The sequence below is a fragment of the Thermostichus sp. MS-CIW-34 genome (assembly GCF_054060435.1).
The window spans coordinates 19939-37264 of sequence record NZ_JBSSDE010000010.1 but is presented as its reverse complement, the minus strand read 5'-3'; the positions used below and the strand labels follow the sequence as shown (position 1 = coordinate 37264).

Here is a 17326-nt window from a genome sequence, read left to right as displayed (position 1 = left end):
CGGAGGGTTCAAACCTGAGATAGCATCACATCTATGCGCAGATCGAATAGATGGGATCCATGAACATCTCACAACTGCAAACCCTGGTGGCTGTGGTGGAGCGGGGGAATTTCAGCGATGCCGCTCTGCAATTGCACATTTCCCAGTCGGCGGTGAGCCGGGCCATTGCCAGCCTAGAGGAAGAATTGGGGGTGACCCTGTTGGTGCGTGGTCGCTTTGGGGCACGCCTGACGCCGGTGGGGGAGCGACTGCTGCGCCATGTTCGCAAAATGCTGCAACTGCGGGAACAAATGGATTATGAGGCCAACCTGGAAAAAGGGTTGCGGGGGGGAAATGTGCGAGTTGCCGCTTTTCGCAGTGCTGCAACCCATTTGCTGCCGCCGGTGATCGCCCGCTTCCGCCAACAATTTCCCCAGATTACCCTCACCCTCACAGAAGAAGATCCGGCCACTGTCGAACATCTGTTGCGATCGGGCCAGGTGGATATTGGCCTGTTGCCCCTGCCGCGGGCTGGTGAGGATCTACAGACGTGGGAGATTGCCCGCGATGAGTTCATTGTGTTGGTTCCGCTGAGTTTTGGGCCCCTGCCGGAAACCCTGACCTGGGAGGATCTTTCCCGTTTTTCCTACATTCTCTACAACTACGCCGAATGCACCACCGCGGTGCGGAACCACTGGGAAGCTGCTCACCAAACCCTCAAGGTGGCCTACTTGGTGAAGGAAGACTCCACCATTGTGAACATGGTGGCACAGGGTCTGGGGGCTGCCATCTTGCCCCGCTTGGCCGCCATTCCCATTCCCGAAGGGATCCAGATCCGCCGGCTGCCGATCCCACTGGAGCGGGTGATCGGGGCTGCCGTTCTGGCCTCTGCGCTGCATCCGCCTGCAGTATTTGCCTTCCTGGAAGCCTTGCGGGGAAACCCATCCCAGTTGCCAAGTTAACATTGCATCGGGAGTACAAGGCAGCTTTGTTGACACCACGCTCATCCATCCAGTGACGCAAGCATTGGTTGCGGACAAACTGGGCAGGGCCTCATCCAAGGCTTGGTATGGCGCTGGAGCGGCGTTGAGGAGTTTGGCTTCCCTGACCAGCATGGGTTTATTTCATTGCAGGTCTATATCATTAGGGCAAAAACTGTCCTGGAAGGACGGGGCTTTAGACCCAGTTTTTGGGTAACGCAGTGAAAATCGGCGGCCAATGTACGTTGGGGCAAGGCCAGCAGATCCTCCCCCGCCATTGAAAAGACTTGCCCACCCCAGTTACCTTGCCCTTCAAGTGCGATCACTACCCTATCTCCAATCGCGCCGAGGAGATAGAGTTCTCCAGCCGTTGAAAGGGGTGGCGGGAATTACAACGGTTTTTTGCCCAAACCACTTTCTATTGCCCAGCGGGCCAGTTCTGTGCGGTTGTGCAGGCCGGTTTTGCCCAGCATGTTGCTGACGTGGCTTTCAACGGTGCGCTGGCTCACCCCAAGAGTTTCGGCAATCTCGCGGTTGGACAGGCCCCTGGCCACGTACTGGATCACCTTAGTTTCTGTTGGCGTCAGCTCAATTTCCCGATCCAGTTTTATGACCGGCTGAATGCCCACATTCTGCACTTGTAACAGGCGCTCGGTATGTTTGAGAGAAGACTCCACCTGCGCCACCAATTCTTCCGGCTCAAAGGGCTTGACCATGTAAACATCTGCCCCTGTGGTCAGGCCGCGCACCCGATCCGCCGTCTGCCCACGCGCCGACAGAAAAATCACAGGTATCCAGTCCGTAGCACTGTTGGAGCGAATGGTTTCCACAAAGGTATAGCCATCCATCTCCGGCATCATCACATCGCAGATGATCAGGTCTGGAGTGAAATGGCGCATCGCTTCCAACCCCTCCAGACCGTTGCTCGCCGCCACCACTTCGTAGCCGCGAAACTCTAGGTAGTCCTTGGCCAGCAGGATTAAGTTCGGATCGTCATCGATGAGCAACAGTCGCTTTGGGTTGTCCACGGTTTACCTTTTGAGCGCTAAGCTAAAAAGTTTTAGGTGAAGAAATACGGAATCTCCTGTTTCCGTGACTTTCACTGTAGGGAAACGACTCTTGAGTACCACCCTTTTGCTTGCTCAATTGGGGAGCAGCCTATGGTAACTGTGCCCTACCCCTAGGATATCACACATGGAAGAAGTGGAAGTATCCACTTGCGAAATGCTGGCAACAGTATCTCTACGGAATTTAGGAGCCCTGGCTGGCAACAGTATCTCTACGGAATTTAGGAGCCCTAGTTGGTAACCTTATCCCACAAACCTGGCAGAGCTGGCCTCTGCTCTGAAATCGCAGTGCCCAACACATAACCGCAATCTACCCAAAAATTTGTATCTCGTGTGTCTATATATCACATACCTATATGCTTAAGTACCGATATATCTAACATCTGCTACCTGTTCATAGTGTCCGTATGTCTTCTGGCCGGGGTTTCCACGTAGGCAGGCGGGCAGAGCTGATGGAGAATGGAAGAAAGCCTGCGCTTTAACGACAGCCGACATGGGGAGAACGGGTGGAAAAGGGCACACTGGTGGAGTTTCGTTACAATAACGACCGTGTGTTGGCAGTGGTTCAGGGCACTGAGGGTAAGAAGAACCTACTGCTGGGGGTGCCTTCCGGGCAGGTTCATAGTGTTCACCCTCGCCAGATTACCTTTGCTTTGAACGGGGGATCCAGCTTCACGGCTTCCGACATTCCCGGCTTTTGGCAGGCGGTGCAGGCAAAGTTGGATCCCGAAAGTTTGGCGTTGGCCTGGGAACTGGTGCAGGAGGAGCGTCAGCCCCTGAGCTTGGCGGAGATGGCTCGGCTGTTGTTTTCTGATGATTCTCCGGTCTCTACCTATGCCGCCTACCGCCTCTTGAGCGAGGATCGCACCTACTTCAAGCAAAAGGGGGAGAGCTACGAACCCCGCACTCCGGCTCAGGTGAAGGAGATCCTCCATCAAATGGCCGTCGCCCAACAACGGCAGCAGGAACAAGCAGAGTTTGAGGCCCACCTGCGGGAGGCTCTGGCTCATCCCGGCCAAGGGTATCCCTGGACTCCTGCCGAGCGGGCCCGCCTGGAGGTGCTGGAACGCCTGGCCCTGCAGGGAGCAGCAGCAGCCATTCGCAGCCACGAGGATCTCTCTTCCAATCTCAACCCGTCGGATCGGGAACGGGCCTCGCAACTGCTGGAGCTGATGGGGTTTCCTGACACTCCGCAGGGGGCTTTTGAAGCTTTGGTGGCTCTGGGGCTGTGGAGCCGCCACGAGAACCTGGCCCTGCGCCTCACCGGGATCCCAACCCAGTTCCCGAAGGCGGTGGAGCGATACACCCAAGCCCTGCTCAGCCAGCCTCCCTCTTTCTGGGATCCCCACCTGCGGCAGGATCTCACTCACCTCCACACCTACACCATCGATGATGCCAGCACCCGCGACATTGACGATGCCCTCAGCGTCGAGTTCTGGTCGGATGACGCGGTGAAGCTCTGGATCCACATTGCCGATCCCAGTTGTTGGGTGCAGTGGGGGGATCCCCTTGATTTAGAAGCCCGCAAGCGTGGCACCAGTGTCTATTTGCCGGAGCGGGTGATCCCGATGTTCCCGCCGGAGTTGTCCACTGGCCCGATGAGCTTGGTGCAGGGAGAGGTGCGGCCTGCCCTTAGCTTTGGCATTCTACTGGGATCCGACGGCCAGATCCGGGATTCCGAAATTTGCCTCAGCCAGATCAAAGTGACCTACCGCCTCACCTACGAAGATGCCGATGAAATGTTGGAGTTGGGGGCAGAGGCTCAACTGACAGCCATTGCCCGGGCAGCCCAGTGGCGTTATGCCTGGCGGATGGCTCAAGGGGCAATCCAAATTGGCTTGCCCGAGCAAGATATCAAGGTCATCGACGAGATCCCCCACCTCCGGGTAATCGAGGATACTCCTGCGCGGCAGATGGTGGCGGAAATGATGGTGCTCACCGGCGAGGTGGCGGCTCGCTTCGCCAGCCAAAATGGGATCCCGGTGCCCTATCGTCTGCAGCCGGCTCCCGACTTACCTCCTCCCGAAGTGCTGGATAGGTATCCCCAGGGGCCAGTTCGGTCTTTTGCCATCATGCGCTGTCTATCGCGGGCGGAAGTAGCCACCCAGCCGGGGCGACATACGGGGCTGGGGCTTGAGGCCTACTGTCAGGTTACCTCCCCGATTCGGCGCTACCTGGACTTGGTGGCCCACTACCAGATCAAGGCCTTTTTGCGCGGGGATCCCTTGCCGTTGACGGAGGCGGATGTGCAGCAGCTGCTGCTGGGGATTGAGCCGGGCACCGCTGAGGCCAACCAGGTGGAGCGGAAATCCAAGCGCTATTGGAGCATCGAATACCTGCGCCTGCGACCGGGGCAAATTTGGCGGGCTCTGGTCTTGGGCTACCTGCGCGAGCAGGAAAACTTGGTGTTGGCCATGCTGGATGAGATTGCCTTTCGGGTGCCGGTGCGCCTAGAACGCCAGATTCCTCTGGGGGCTTGGATCGAGTTGGAAGTTGTGCAGGCGGATCCCCGTGCGGATGTGATCGAGCTGCGCGAGGTGGGACGAGAGGCGGCCATGTGCGGATAGATGCACCTTAACCTGCTGCTCACCCAATCTGCGCGGATAGCTGATACAACAGAGGGGGAAGTCTCAAAAGTCTGGATCGTGAATTTTCTTTAGGGGGGATCCCATGACTGCACGACCTTCCGGCCCACCTCCAATCGTTTACATTCTTTTGTTCGCGATACTGGGAGGCGGCGGCTGGTATGCCTATCGTTCCGGCCTGTTGGACTCATTCCTGAATAGAGGGAACACGCCTCCTATCCCCAGCCAGATTCCAGCTGCCCGGCCCCAAGCCCCAACAGCGCCCAACCCCCCTCAGGCCCAGGTACCCAACCCGCCTGCCAACGCCGTTAATCTGGATACTTCTCTGCCCAACCCAGCAGTGCTCCAGATGGATGGCAGCGTCACGATGATCCGGATCGTCTTGGCCCTGAAGGGAGGCTACACCCAGCGCAACCCCGGCATTCCCCTCGCCTATGGGATCCCGGATGGCAAGCCCAATGGATCCAATGCCGGCCTGAAGGCCCTGATGGAAGGTCGCATCCAGATGGCCGCTAGCTCCCGCCCCCTCAATGCCAGCGAAGTGCAGGCGGGTCTACAGGCGATCCCGGTGGCCAAAGATGCCCTGGCGGTGGCGGTGGGGGTGAACAACCCCTACAAAGGAGGACTGACGCTGCAGCAATTGGCCGATATCTTCCAGGGTCGGATCACCAATTGGAGCCAGGTGGGCGGCCCGGATCGGCGGATTCGGGTCCTCAATCGCGCCCCCCAGAGCGGCACCTACAGCGTTTTCCAAGAACTCGTGTTGTTGGGGCTGCCCTTCGCTCCCGATAACCCTCCCTACTTCACCACCGCCACAGAAGATGTCACCACCCCGCTGCTGCGGGCTTTGGGAGAAGATGGCATCACCTACAGCACTGTCGATCAGGTGCAAAACCAGCAAACGGTGCGGATTGTGCCCATCGACGGCCAGATGCCCACCCGTGAGGCCATCCAGAGGGGCAGCTACCCCTTGGCGCGGAATGTGTTTTTGGTGGCACCTCAGAGGACTAGCCCTGTGGTGGCCGATTTCATCAACTACGCGCTCTCGGATCAAGGCCAGCAAATCATTGGCCGCACTGAGTTCATCCCCCTCCGATAGCAACCCAAAAATAGCATCTGAGATAGCCGCCGACAGCAAGCGCAGCGATATCTCTGGGCTTTTCCAGAAGACGCCTTCCACCTGCTCCTATTCAAGGCACTTAGTCGTTTCAGGTTAGAGTGAGGCGCCTGAGCTATTGAGAAAAGCCTTTGGCCGCGTGCGTTCAACGTTTTAGGGGTGGGTGCAGCGTCCTAGTTTGAATCCAAATGACCCTAGATGTTAGAGAGGGGGCCCTAATTTTCACCAAAGTTCAATTTTTCAGTTCTCTCGGCGCACAGCACTCTCATGCCACTTGCCCAACACCCGGTCGGATAGAGCACTCAAGGAAATGAAGATCAGGATCCCCAAGCCGGTGACCAAAATCAAGGCCGCAAACATGCGGGGCACCTGCAGGTTGAAGCTGGAGATCAAGATCTGGTAGGCGATCCCGGCCCGCTGCCCGCCAGTACCAGCGACAAACTCCGCCACCACCGCCCCAATCAAAGAGAGGCCACCGCTGATGCGCAGGCCCCCCATGAAATAGGGCATGGCACTGGGTAGCCGCAAGTAGATCAACGTTTGCCAGCGGTTGGCCTTGTACAGTTGGAACAGGTTGAGCAGGTTGTGATCGACGCTGTTCAGCCCCAGAGTGGTGTTGGAAAGAATCGGGAAAAAAGCCACAATCCAGGCGCACACCACCATCGCGGCAAAGGTGTTGTTGCGCAGCCAAATGATGATCAGCGGGGCGATGGAGACAATGGGCATCGTCTGTAAAATCACCGCATAGGGGAAAAAGCTGCGCTCAATCCACTTGCTCTGGGTGAACACAATCGCGACCAAAAGCCCCGACACTGTGGCAGCCAAAAAGGCCACCACCGTAATTTGCACAGTGATCAACAGGGAAGGAAAAAGCGTTCCCCAGTCGCGGATGAGGGTTTGCACCACCAAAATCGGCCCCGGCAAGAGGTAGTGGGGCACTCCTGTTACCCGCACCGCCACTTCCCAGCCCACCAAGAAGAGGATCCCGACGAGGACGGGGGCAATCACTTCCAGATTGAGCCAGCGGCTCAGATTCAACCCCTTCGCGGGCACCCCTGAGCCGGCACTCGGTATGTCTGCCTCATCCGTGGGTTGGGATCCGAGTTTTTCTCCAACTGCGCCGGTCAGCCTGGGCAGAGTCCAATCCGGCCAATGCAGAGGCCAGCCCTCCCCCAAGCCAACAAGGGATCCCAGCCAACGGCGCCATGGCTCGAGAAGCTGGACAAACAGGTCGAACATATCGTGAGGTTGGGGCATCAAGGGACTTACGCAACAGAGAGAACACCGCTAAGCCAGGGATCCCATCAGCGCAAACGTCCAGCAGAGAGGGGGCGCAAATAGGGGGGATCCTGAGCTGAGCCGTGCATGGCCTCGTGCAGACGGGCCGACACTTCACGGCAGTAGTTGTTGTAAAGGGAAGAGGTGCGAAAGTCTTCCGAGCGGGGATAGGGCGCATCGATGGGAATATCGGCTATCACCCGCCCTGGGCGAGCCGCCATCACCACCACGCGGTTGGACAGGTAGACGGCCTCGTAAATGTTGTGGGTAACAAAGATCACCGTCCAGCGCTTTTCTTGCCACAGCTCCAACAGGTCGCTGTTCAACTTGCTGCGGGTGATTTCATCCAGAGCTCCGAAGGGTTCATCCATCAGCAACACCTGCGGCTTGGTTACCAGGGCGCGAGCAATGGAAACCCGCATGCGCATGCCGCCCGATAGCTCGCGGGGAAAACTGCGCTCAAACCCCCGCAGGCCCACCAGTTGCAGAGCTTCCAAGACATCTCGATTGGCTTTTGGCTTGGGCTCACCTGCCAACTTTAAGGGTAGCCCCACATTGTCCATCACCGTCGCCCAAGGCATAAGGGCCGGTTCCTGAAACACAAAGGCCAACTTGGGTTCCCCTTGGGGAGCATCCTTCTCAAGATTTTGCCCCCATTCGATAGAGCCTGTGGTCAGATGCCCCAGACCTGCCACCAACCGTAGCACTGTGCTTTTCCCACAGCCGGATGGCCCCACCAAGCTAACGAACTGCCCTTCTTGGATGGTCATATTCATGTCCTGCAAAGCCACCGTGCCATTGGAATAGACCTTGCTGACATGGTTGAGGGTAATGACAGGGGTGGGCATGGCTGGCAATTCCCGGAGCGGAGGAAGCACACACTTTCAAAATAACCCTCTCTGCCGCCTCTGCTTGGTAGGCGTAACTACAACTCTTTCCCTCAGAACCGGTTTCCAGAGAGTTTCTCACGGAAAGCTTGCGATGACCCAAATCGGAGCAGCAAGTCGGTATGATGTTGCCGACCACCCTCTGGCCAAGGAACACATGGGATCCCCATTTAAACCGGTTGCAGGTGCTGTTACAGCCCCGCAAGGGTTTCGAGCTGCTGGAGTGGCCGCTGGCCTCAAGCCCTCAGGAGCTGCGGATCTGGCTTTGATCGTTTCCGAGTGCGATGCGGTTGGGGCAGGCGTTTTTACCACCAATCAGGTCAAAGCAGCCTGTGTTACCTACAACCAAGGGATCCTCGCCCAACAGCAGCCGGTGCGGGCCATCCTCTGCAATGCTGGGCAAGCCAACGCCTGTACCGGCGAAGAAGGGGAGCGCAACAACGCCCAACTGGCCCTCTGGGTGGGAGAACGGTTGGGGATCCCGGCCCATCAGGTGCTCACGGCCTCCACAGGGGTCATCGGGCGACAACTGGAAATGCCGAAAATCCAAGCAGCCCTGCCTGGCCTTATCGACAGCCTCTCTCCAGAGGGGGGGGAGAGCGCCGCCCGCGCCATCATCACCACCGACTTGGTGACCAAAAGCGTTGCCCTGCAAGCTGAGATCGACGGGTACACCGTCAGGGTCGGGGGCATTGCCAAGGGATCCGGCATGATCCACCCCAACTTGGCCACGATGCTGGCTTTTTTAACCTGTGACGCGGCTGTGGATCCCCGCCTGTGGCAGCAGATCCTCAAGCAAGCTGCCGACCTCAGCTTTAACCAAATCACGGTGGATGGGGATACCAGCACCAACGACATGCTCTTGGCCCTGGCCAACGGCCAAAGTGGGATCCCACCCCTGCAAGCCGGCACAGAAGCTGCCCAGACTTTGGCGGAGATGGTCAACCAAGTTTGCATTCATCTGGCTAAGGCCATTGCCCGCGATGGGGAAGGAGCTACCAAGCTGCTGGAAATTCGGGTGTGTGGGGCTGTGGATGATGGGGCAGCCCGGCATATGGCCCGTGTGATCGCCAGCTCTCCCTTGGTGAAGGCGGCAGCTTTTGGCAACGATCCCAACTGGGGACGGGTGGCAGCCGCCGCTGGACGGGCCGGGATCCCTTTTGACAGCCGCCGGTTGGATATCCGTCTGGGGGATTTTCTGCTCATGCAGGCGGGAATGCCCCTGGCTTTCGATCGCAAGGCAGCCTCTGAGTACTTGAAAGGGGATCCGGTGACCTTTACCGTGGATCTCCATCAGGGATCCGGCCAGGGCGTGGCCTGGGGCTGCGATCTCAGCTACGATTACGTGCGCATCAACGCCGAATACACCACCTAATGGGGGATCCCAGCCATGACCACCGAATCGAACGCAAATAACGGCTTTTCCACCGAAGCCCAAGCGGCTTTGGCCAAAGAAGCGAGGCTTTCCCTATCCGGCTGGCAACAATGAGTCGAGGCTTAGCCTTGGTTTCATGCCACCAACATCCGCAACGCACCGGCCCACAACCTGGTGCAACTGGGCATTGGTGGCTGGCAAGTGCCACGGCAAGGGGTGAAGGTGTGCCGGGAGCGGGCCACCCACATCCTCACCGTTACCGACATCACCGAAATGGGCTTGGATGCAGCCGCCGATTTCGCCCTCGAAAAAGCCCTAGACGGCACCGATTGTGTGTACATCAGCTTCGATATCGACTGCATCGATGCCGGCTTTGTACCCGGTACAGGCTGGCCAGAGCCGGGTGGGCTGCTGCCGCGGGAAGCGCTCTACTTGCTCAAGCGCATTGTGCGGGAAGCACCGATCTGTGGCCTGGAGGTGGTGGAAGTCTCTCCCCCCTACGACATTAGCGATATCACAGCTCTAATGGCCACCCGAGTTATTTGCGATACGCTGGCCCATTTGGTGGTATCTGGGCAACTGCCGCGCCGAGAAAAGCCCGCCTACATCCACCCGGAGGCGACGCCAGAAATGGTCGGCGACTGGAGGTGAGAGATGCACGAGACCGACATGACCCGCGCCTTGATCCAAACACTACGCGACTGGTGGCAAAGTCAGCCGGGACAGCCTCAGATCGCTCGGGTGCACCTGGTGGTAGGACAGTTCACCTGTGTAGAGCCGGCCAGCCTAACCTTTGCCTATGCCGCACAAACCCAGGGTACTTTCCTACAGGGATCCCAGTTGGTCATCCGGGAAACGCCGCTCATTGCCTATTGCCATCCCTGCGGCCAAGAGTACAAGCCAGAGATAGGCCGGCGCTATGCTTGCCCCAACTGTGGATCCCCGATGGAAGAGATTCGCTCGGGCCGAGAGCTGAAAATTGACTACATCGAAATTGACTACATCGAATGTTCAACAAACTTCACCCCACCGGCGCAACCAGAAGTCGCCTAGGCCGCTCCAAAGCTAAGTCCCAGAAGGACAGCTGCTCCCAAGCTGAGGATGAACATCAAGCCGGCAGGCATTAACGTTCGGGTTTTGCGGTAGCGCAGGGCGAATACGATAGATCCCAGCACTGTCGTCCCCAGGCCCAAGCCCAGCCCCCAGCGGGGATCCACCCCCAGCAGCCCATAGCTGACTCCGCTGAGGGCGGCCCCAACCAGCCCCCCGATGAGAGACTTGGAGCTTTTGCCTTTGCTATAGCCGATTGCTCCGCCCACCAAAAGCAGTGCCCCGTAGACCAGCAAGGTGATTTGTGCGGCCAGCATGATGGGAAAACCTTGTCCTCTCTAGGTTTAATCCACGAGGATATCGCGAATCAAGGGCAAGCGAATGCTGATGTAGCGATTGAGAATTGAGGCATCGACACTGCTGAGGGCGTGTTTTTTCTGACAGGCGCTCAGAAGCAGGTTCACCAAGTCATCGTCACGCTTTGTGAGCCAATCTGGCCTGCCAATCTCGCTGACCAAAGACCAAAACTGGCGTACCATTTCAGGAGTCATGGCATCCATTTTGTGGAGATAGGGGCTGAACTGCAAAAGAATGGTCTAGGCCATCGATTCGATTCTAGAAAAAAGACCTCATCCCCGAGGACAATATTTCAGCTCCGTCACAACTTAGGATAAGATGTTATGCTTTCCCACAAAGCTCAGCAAGCAGTGCCCCTTCTGGCTTTGTGAGAATCTTAGGAAGGTAAACTGGCAACTCCTGACATATATCAACATTAGGCGTTAAAAAACGATGATTCCTGTCAAAATCTCGACATCAGCACCAGAAGGTTCACAAGCCCCCTTATCCAAGCTGTAAGACAGGGAATCTGGGCGAGCAGGGGCTAGCGCAAGGCGTACTGTAACCTATAGGCTCCTTCTTCTCGTGGCTTATGGGTGTTGGCCCGCAGGGTATAAGTGCCGGTGCGGGGCAGAAAGGCAATCATCAGAGCATCGGTTCCACCCCCTTGGTCATCATCCCAAGCCCTGACTTCTCCACTGGGATCCAGCAGCTGCAAAAAGGCATCGAAATCGGAGCTGGTCATGGAAGCGATCAGGATCTGGCCGGCGCGGGCGGCAATGGGATATTCGTCCATCCAACTGCCATCCTCGGGATGCTGAAGGGATCCCTCCTGCAGACGGCCCGATAGGCTTTCCTGCCAATCTACCTGGGTGAGGATATAGGTGAGCCGGTAGTTGCCGGTGGATTCCGGCTCAAAGCTGGTGGCCCGCAGGGTATAGGTGCCTCCCTCCGGCAGACGCACTGCCAACAGGGCATTCACATCCAGGCCAGAGTCATCGTCAAAGCCGATCACCCGCCCTTGACCGTCCACCAGCTCCAGATAAGCATCAAAATCTTCGCTCTCTAGGGCCGCAATCAAAATCTGTCCCGGCTCAGCGGTGACGGGGATCCCATCCCAAAAGCTGCCGTACTGGCGGCTGACTTGATCTCCCACCTCCAGCGCTCCCGTCACGGTTTGGCTGCCTCTCCACAGAGCAGAACGGGTCAGCGCAGATCCCACCGGCAAGCCTCTCTCTCCCACCCGATCCAGCAGCCGACAGCCGCCGGCCAACCCCAATGCCACCAGAGCCAGAGTCAAACGGGATCCCCAACGGCGAGGAGATGCGCAAGAACGATACCAGCTCAACATCGGAAGGGATCCCTTTCTAAAGAATGGCAACTGTAGACTGATCCTACCCCCTGATTGATTGAGCGAAAAGTTGGTCAGAGACGACAACTTCTGCCAACTTCGTGCTGAGTTTTGAGGTTGTTGGCTTGCCCCTTCCTTGCTGTTTCAGCCGAGAGCAAACTGTTGGCCTACAGGGTTTCCCAAGCTTGCAAGACGGCTTCTAGGGCCAGCCGCCCATGGTAGAGATGGGTTCCCCCCTGCAAGTAGACGGTGTAGGGATCCCGCATCGGCCCATCGGCAGACAGCTCGGCGCTGCTCCCGGCAATAAAGGTGCCTGCTGCCATCACCACCGGGTCTGCATAACCGGGCATCACCTCCGGAACTGGGGTGAGGTAGGAATCCACAGGAGAACTGTTTTGAATCGCTTGGCAGAAAGCCTGCAGCTTTTGCGGGGATCCCAATTGAATGGCCTGGATGATATCGGTGCGGGGAGTTTGAGGCAGAGGCGAGACCGGGTAGCCCAAATCAGAAAACACCTGCGCCGCCAGATGGGCGATCTTCACCGCTTCGGCCACCATCTGCGGGGCCAAGAACAAGCCTTGAAACAGAAGGCGGTTGAGATCTAGAGTTGCCCCCCCCTCCGAACCAATGCCCGGAGCCGTTAACCGACAAGCGGCTTGCTCCACCAGCTCTGCCCGCCCGGCCACATAGCCCCCTGCGGGAACGAGGGTGCCCCCCGGATTTTTGATCAGGGATCCGGCAATCAGATCTGCGCCCACATGGGTTGGCTCCTGGGTTTCCACAAATTCGCCGTAGCAATTGTCCACAAAAACCACAACTTCGGGGTTTTGTGCTTTGACCATTTGGATCATCTCGGCAATCTGGGCAATGGAAAAGCTGGGCCGCCAATCGTAGCCACAGGACCGCTGAATGTGAACCAAGCGGGTTTGCGGTCTGAGGGCGGTTTTCAGGGCCTGCCAATCGACAGTTCCCTCCCGCAAATCCAACTGGCGGTAACCGATGCCAAACTCCCGTAGGGATCCCCGCCCGGAACCCCGCAGACCGATGACCTCTTCAAGGGTGTCGTAAGGGGGGCCGGTAATCGCCAGCAGCTCATCCCCCGGACGCAGCACCCCAAACAAAGCACAGGCAATGGCATGGGTACCAGACACCATCTGCAGCCGCACCACTGCTGCCTCACAGCCCATAATCTGGGCAAACACCCGATCCAAAACCTGCCGCCCCTGGTCGTCGTGGCCATACCCCGACACCCCGGCAAAGTGATGGGATCCCACCCGCTGGTCGCGAAAGGCCCGCAGCACCCGCGCCAGGTTCTCTCTGAGGGTCTTCTCCACCGCCTGAAACTGCTCCTGTAGAGCCTCTTCTGCTCTGTCTAAAAGCTCTGCCGCCTTCAACGGGATCCCTCCGCCCACCCAGTCTGCCCCACCTTTTGCACACCAAGCTGGTTTCGAGGGTAGCATTTCAGCCACCCCGGAAAGAGTTGGCCTTCTCCCCACCGCTCCTCAAGGTGACTGCAGCGGCAGAACCGAGTTCCAAGTTCTTATGTACTTATGTAGCTCTCCGATAGAAACCTTACAGCATGGAACAGTGAACAACAGGCTTGTCAAAGCTAATACCGACAACAACACCATCTCTCAAGTCGAAAGCCTCATATTGATAAAAAATCGATAAAAAGCTTAATTTATATCAATATCCCTTCATTTTTGCTGTCAATGGCTATCCAATCAAGATGCTGCTAGGCTGTAGGATAATACCAACATACCCTGGAGGAAAGCTGAAGCATCTGGATTGCCGAGCTTATGGGCAATACGGCCCACGTTTAGTCTCTCAAAAACAGGTCAGAGTTAGAGACATTGTTTAACCAACTCAAAATCCAGCTCAGGAAGATTTTTAGCAGGCTAGATCTGTCTATGGGTTTGATGATAGATTTGGCTTTTGACTGAGGAACTTGCAACTTAAACTCTAAAAAACCTTTCCCAAAGACACTCAACACAGCCAATAGAAGTGCATGTCTTGCAGGGCGGGGATCCCGCTTCTCTACAGAGCTCCTGCGATTCGGGAAAATCTGGAATTCAACATCTCTGAAACATTAAGAGAGCCTAAATTTATTCTTAACCTCTGGCAGAGATCCTTGAGCGAGATGTTAACCTAGACTTAACCCAAGAGGTTAGTGCCACTCCCAAAGCCGATCTGCTCACCCTTGATGACAGGGCTCCATTTTTGCCAATTAAAGGGCTGACGTCGCCTGTGAGCTGGGATCGCTTTCCAGAGTTAGAGGGATCCCGGGTGGGGATGAGGCGCTATCTCAGGTATAAACCGACATGACTGGGAGAGTCCTCATGACTAAGCTTGTGATCCAAGGGAAAAACGTCGAGATTACCGACGCCATCCGCAGCTACGTTCAAGAAAAAATTGAGCGTGCTGTCAGTCATTTTGCCCAGATCACCAGTGAGGTTGATGTCAATCTATCGGTAGCCCGCAACCCCCGTATCAGTGCCAGCCAATCTGCCGAAGTGACCGTCTACGCCAATGGCACCGTGATCCGGGCGGAAGAAAGCAGCGAAAACCTCTATGCCAGCATCGACCGTGTGGCCGACAAGCTGGCCCGCAAGTTGCGCAAATACAAAGAACGGAACGGCATTCACCGCGTCCGCCACACCCCCAAAACCTCCGTGGCAGTGGCCCAGCAGCCCGTCACCGATCCGCTAAATACGGAACGGCAAGCGGAGTTACCCGCAGAGGTGGTGCGCACCAAATACTTCGCCATGCCACCCATGACGGTTCAGGAAGCGTTGCACCAGTTGGAGCTGGTGGATCACGACTTCTACGTTTTCCGCAATATCGAAAATGGCGAGATCAACGTTATCTACGTCCGCAACCATGGCGGCTATGGCCTGATCCGCCCCCGCTAAGGCTTGGTGAAGATGCGTGGTGAGCTCTCCTCCCAACTTACTTCTCCAGGATCCAGCGGCACTTTCTATCTGTTGCTACAGCTCACCGATTCTGCCCTGCCGATTGGGGCTTATTCCCACTCCTGGGGCTTGGAAGCTGCCGTTCAAGCGGGTCAACTTCGCGATCGGGCTGGGGTGCAGCAGTACCTGTTGGGGGTTTTGCACATGGGCTTAGCCCCCACCGAGGGCAGAGCCTGTGCCTTGGCCCATCGTCTATCCCGATTGGGATCCGAGTCGGGAGTGGAGAAGCTGCAGCAACAGCTGCAAGCAACCCGTTGGGCGGCAGAGCCGCGCCAAGCCAGCTTGGATTTGGGCAAACGCCTAGCTCAACTGGCAGAACGCACCTGGGGAATCTCCGTCCCCAAAGCAGAGGGGAATCCACTGCATCATTCCGTGGTGTTTGGCTGGATCTGCGCTCAGGCGGGCATTGGGTTGGAAGATACCCTGCGTGCCTTCTTGTTCTCCTCCCTCACTGGGCTGGTCTCGGCAGCGGTGCGTCTGGTACCTTTGGGGCATACCGAGGGGCAAAGCCTATTGGCTCAGTTGTACGAGCCCATCGAGGCAGTGGTACACCAAGAGATCCTGCCGGTTGTGAAGCGGGCCGAAAGGCCAAACCTCTCCCCCAGCTGGCCGGCTTTGGGCAGCTTCACCCTCCTACAAGAACGCGATTGTCAAGTCCACCAACAGCTCTATTCCCGCCTTTTTCAATCTTGAAAGCCGTCAACCCTCACCCCTAAACCCTTCTCCCAGAGGGAGAGGGGAGTTCAGGGAAGAGTTTTTAGGGTCATCTTGATTCAAACCAGGACACTGCACCCACACCTAAAACCTTGGTCGCGTCTTCGCGTCAGCGTTGCGGAGCAATAGCGTTGCGGAGCAATAATGCAAGGGATCCAAAAGGTTTTTCTCAGTAGCCCAGGCATCTCACCCCAAGCTGAAACGAGTATACAATTGCCTTCCTTTTTGAGGATTGGTTGGCTATTCGCTCACCCCTGATCTGCTCAGTTCTCCTCTGCTTCTCTTGGGCAAAGATGGGTTCGCGCGGCCAGAAGCGCATTGAAAAGCGAAAAGAAGGTGCCCTTACCAAAGAATTGGGTCTAAAGCCCTGCCGTACCGCTATGCAGCTCGCCTTGGCGGGCCTAGCACGGTGGCTTTTGTGCTACACCCTAACCGGCATCGATCAAATCGTTGGATCCCCAGCCAGGGGCAACCTGAGCCGCTCTGAGAATAAAGGCAGCCAGATTTCTCAGGGCTTCGTCGTCCATCCAGGAAGGGGGTACAGGTCGGCATCCATAGCTGGAATCCGAGCCATCGTAGCTGCGGGGATCCCGCTGGTACTCCATCAAGGCTTGAAGGGTATCTCGGGGTGGAGTGGCACCGCGCAAGTCCTTCAAAGAGAGGGAAATGTTGGGAGCCGGCAAAGTGGCACCGCCCACATGACAATTCAAACAGGCGGACTGAAAACGATTTTTGCCGTCCGTGAGCTGCTCTGGGGTAAAGGTGAGGGTATGCCCTGCGGCATCTAGAGGCAATTCCACAGGGCCACTCACCCGCAAATACTGGTTCACGTAAGGATCAATGCGGGCAGCCACCGGACTGGCCAGCCCCAGCCACAACAAAGCCAGGATCCCGACCCAGGCCCAGAGGCGAGACGGGGTCCGCCATCTCATAGGCAACTTCTGATCCAGATGCGGCATTAGAGATAGGCTGATAGGTCGCTGTGGCTTTCGTTCTTGGTACCACCCCAGCCGGGAACGGTCTTGGCCTGCACCAGAATGTAGCCCGCAATCAGCTTCAGATCCTCGTCGGTGAGGTTGCGCAGACGTGGATACTCACTGGTGAGCTGGGTGTTGGGGTGATACTCCAACAGAGACTCCACCCCGTCATAGGTGACTGGATTCTTGATGTAATCCACAATCGCCAGCACATTATCCCGTGGGGGAGTTGCCCCCTCCAGATCCGAAAGCTTCAAGCTCACATCCGGGTTGGGATAGGTCTGGCCGCCCACATGGCACTGGGCGCATGCGGTGTTGAATAGCTTCTTCCCTTTGGCCAACTGGGCTTCGGTAAAGGTAATAGACTCAGTTGGCGACAGAGCCACTGCAGGAATATCCCTAGCTGCAAACACTGGAGCCAGACCCCAGCCAAACCCAGCCATCAACGCAGCCAACAGCAGGACAAGCAACCGACGACGCGCTGGCGCAAACACCTTCTGAAAAGAAAAAGCTTTGCTAAACATGGTTCTCCGTAGATCAGCCTAGAAAGAGGAGAGGTGGGCTCCACTCCAGCCACAAACCCGACAACAGGATCAAGAATAGACCATTAAGAGATCATTTGCAGATGGGATCCGGGATAGTTTCCCAATGGTTCCAT

At 57.0% G+C, this 17326-nt stretch carries 16 protein-coding genes and 1 pseudogene; 8 read left to right on the top strand and 9 right to left on the bottom strand.

What is annotated here, in order from left to right; all coding sequences use genetic code 11:
- The first annotated feature begins 59 nt into the window (after positions 1-59).
- Complete coding sequence (locus ACVWYY_RS05170) at positions 60-941, top strand: LysR family transcriptional regulator (RefSeq protein WP_011434114.1); 882 nt, start codon at positions 60-62, stop codon at positions 939-941.
- A gap of 407 nt (positions 942-1348) precedes the next feature.
- On the opposite strand, the gene ACVWYY_RS05165 is transcribed toward ACVWYY_RS05170, so the two are convergent.
- Positions 1349-1987 carry a response regulator transcription factor gene (locus ACVWYY_RS05165; protein ID WP_457403782.1) on the bottom strand — a complete coding sequence of 213 codons (639 nt, stop codon included), beginning with the start codon at positions 1985-1987 and terminating at the stop codon, positions 1349-1351.
- Positions 1988-2532: 545 nt separating this feature from the next.
- Here ACVWYY_RS05165 and ACVWYY_RS05160 point away from each other — a divergent pair.
- Together ACVWYY_RS05160 and ACVWYY_RS05155 are read left to right on the top strand one after the other, a co-directional pair.
- Positions 2533-4593, top strand: coding sequence for a ribonuclease catalytic domain-containing protein (locus tag ACVWYY_RS05160; protein WP_457403784.1), 2061 nt, complete (start codon positions 2533-2535; stop codon positions 4591-4593).
- Between the two features lie 103 nt (positions 4594-4696).
- Positions 4697-5710, top strand: coding sequence for a phosphate ABC transporter substrate-binding protein (locus tag ACVWYY_RS05155; RefSeq protein ID WP_457403785.1), 1014 nt, complete (start codon positions 4697-4699; stop codon positions 5708-5710).
- A gap of 258 nt (positions 5711-5968) precedes the next feature.
- Here ACVWYY_RS05155 and ACVWYY_RS05150 read toward each other — a convergent pair whose 3' ends face one another.
- Both ACVWYY_RS05150 and ACVWYY_RS05145 read right to left on the bottom strand, forming a co-directional pair.
- The gene (locus tag ACVWYY_RS05150) at positions 5969-6766 is read right to left on the bottom strand and encodes an ABC transporter permease (protein ID WP_457403795.1); all 798 of its coding nucleotides are present in this window, start codon (positions 6764-6766) and stop codon (positions 5969-5971) included.
- A gap of 266 nt (positions 6767-7032) precedes the next feature.
- The gene (locus ACVWYY_RS05145; protein ID WP_414389998.1) at positions 7033-7854 is read right to left on the bottom strand and encodes an ABC transporter ATP-binding protein; all 822 of its coding nucleotides are present in this window, start codon (positions 7852-7854) and stop codon (positions 7033-7035) included.
- Between the two features lie 196 nt (positions 7855-8050).
- Between ACVWYY_RS05145 and argJ the strand changes: the two genes are divergently transcribed.
- The 3 genes and pseudogenes from argJ (at position 8051) to hypA (ending at position 10321) form a co-directional block, all read left to right on the top strand.
- Positions 8051-9268, top strand: coding sequence for a bifunctional glutamate N-acetyltransferase/amino-acid acetyltransferase ArgJ (gene argJ / locus ACVWYY_RS05140; RefSeq protein ID WP_457403796.1), 1218 nt, complete (start codon positions 8051-8053; stop codon positions 9266-9268).
- 126 nt (positions 9269-9394) lie between these two features.
- Positions 9395-9919, top strand: a pseudogene (locus tag ACVWYY_RS05135) (arginase family protein); the annotation flags it as partial.
- Between the two features lie 3 nt (positions 9920-9922).
- Positions 9923-10321 (top strand): hydrogenase maturation nickel metallochaperone HypA, encoded by a 399-nt coding sequence (gene hypA, locus ACVWYY_RS05130; RefSeq protein WP_011434106.1) that lies wholly within the window; start codon positions 9923-9925, stop codon positions 10319-10321.
- Here hypA and ACVWYY_RS05125 read toward each other — a convergent pair.
- The 4 genes from ACVWYY_RS05125 to ACVWYY_RS05110 form a co-directional block, all read right to left on the bottom strand.
- The gene (locus tag ACVWYY_RS05125) at positions 10318-10635 is read right to left on the bottom strand and encodes a TMEM14 family protein (protein WP_011434105.1); all 318 of its coding nucleotides are present in this window, start codon (positions 10633-10635) and stop codon (positions 10318-10320) included. The two genes, hypA and ACVWYY_RS05125, sit on opposite strands and share 4 nt — an antisense overlap.
- 27 nt (positions 10636-10662) lie before the next feature.
- The gene (locus tag ACVWYY_RS05120; protein ID WP_238376795.1) at positions 10663-10869 is read right to left on the bottom strand and encodes a hypothetical protein; all 207 of its coding nucleotides are present in this window, start codon (positions 10867-10869) and stop codon (positions 10663-10665) included.
- Between the two features lie 329 nt (positions 10870-11198).
- Positions 11199-12005, bottom strand: coding sequence for a PPC domain-containing protein (locus ACVWYY_RS05115; RefSeq protein WP_414329052.1), 807 nt, complete (start codon positions 12003-12005; stop codon positions 11199-11201).
- A 167-nt stretch (positions 12006-12172) separates the two neighbouring features.
- Positions 12173-13465 (bottom strand): methionine gamma-lyase family protein, encoded by a 1293-nt coding sequence (locus ACVWYY_RS05110; protein ID WP_414341573.1) that lies wholly within the window; start codon positions 13463-13465, stop codon positions 12173-12175.
- Between the two features lie 879 nt (positions 13466-14344).
- Here ACVWYY_RS05110 and hpf point away from each other — a divergent pair.
- Positions 14345-14917, top strand: a complete 573-nt coding sequence (hpf, locus tag ACVWYY_RS05105) for a ribosome hibernation-promoting factor, HPF/YfiA family (protein ID WP_011434101.1) — start codon at positions 14345-14347, stop codon at positions 14915-14917.
- A gap of 12 nt (positions 14918-14929) precedes the next feature.
- Positions 14930-15670 carry an urease accessory protein UreF gene (locus ACVWYY_RS05100; RefSeq protein WP_457403786.1) on the top strand — a complete coding sequence of 247 codons (741 nt, stop codon included), beginning with the start codon at positions 14930-14932 and terminating at the stop codon, positions 15668-15670.
- Between the two features lie 449 nt (positions 15671-16119).
- On the opposite strand, the gene psbV2 is transcribed toward ACVWYY_RS05100, so the two are convergent.
- Entirely contained in the window at positions 16120-16623 is a 504-nt protein-coding gene (gene psbV2 / locus ACVWYY_RS05095) for a photosystem II cytochrome PsbV2 (RefSeq protein ID WP_457403787.1), read from the bottom strand.
- A gap of 26 nt (positions 16624-16649) precedes the next feature.
- Positions 16650-17192 (bottom strand): photosystem II cytochrome c-550, encoded by a 543-nt coding sequence (psbV, locus tag ACVWYY_RS05090; RefSeq protein WP_011434097.1) that lies wholly within the window; start codon positions 17190-17192, stop codon positions 16650-16652.
- Between the last annotated feature and the right edge of the window lie 134 nt (positions 17193-17326).

Bases quoted from the DNA above. Each gene is read 5' to 3' on its own strand.
- psbV2 (WP_457403787.1), bottom strand. From the start codon at position 16,623: ATGAGATGGCGGACCCCGTCTCGCCTCTGGGCCTGGGTCGGGATCCTG.
- ACVWYY_RS05145 (WP_414389998.1), bottom strand. From the start codon at position 7,854: ATGCCCACCCCTGTCATTACCCTCAACCATGTCAGCAAGGTCTATTCC.
- hypA (WP_011434106.1), top strand. From the start codon at position 9,923: ATGCACGAGACCGACATGACCCGCGCCTTGATCCAAACACTACGCGAC.
- ACVWYY_RS05115 (WP_414329052.1), bottom strand. From the start codon at position 12,005: ATGTTGAGCTGGTATCGTTCTTGCGCATCTCCTCGCCGTTGGGGATCC.
- ACVWYY_RS05155 (WP_457403785.1), top strand. From the start codon at position 4,697: ATGACTGCACGACCTTCCGGCCCACCTCCAATCGTTTACATTCTTTTG.
- ACVWYY_RS05110 (WP_414341573.1), bottom strand. From the start codon at position 13,465: ATGCTACCCTCGAAACCAGCTTGGTGTGCAAAAGGTGGGGCAGACTGG.
- hpf (WP_011434101.1), top strand. From the start codon at position 14,345: ATGACTAAGCTTGTGATCCAAGGGAAAAACGTCGAGATTACCGACGCC.
- ACVWYY_RS05170 (WP_011434114.1), top strand. From the start codon at position 60: ATGAACATCTCACAACTGCAAACCCTGGTGGCTGTGGTGGAGCGGGGG.
- ACVWYY_RS05100 (WP_457403786.1), top strand. From the start codon at position 14,930: ATGCGTGGTGAGCTCTCCTCCCAACTTACTTCTCCAGGATCCAGCGGC.
- psbV (WP_011434097.1), bottom strand. From the start codon at position 17,192: ATGTTTAGCAAAGCTTTTTCTTTTCAGAAGGTGTTTGCGCCAGCGCGT.
- ACVWYY_RS05125 (WP_011434105.1), bottom strand. From the start codon at position 10,635: ATGCTGGCCGCACAAATCACCTTGCTGGTCTACGGGGCACTGCTTTTG.
- argJ (WP_457403796.1), top strand. From the start codon at position 8,051: ATGGGATCCCCATTTAAACCGGTTGCAGGTGCTGTTACAGCCCCGCAA.
- ACVWYY_RS05120 (WP_238376795.1), bottom strand. From the start codon at position 10,869: ATGACTCCTGAAATGGTACGCCAGTTTTGGTCTTTGGTCAGCGAGATT.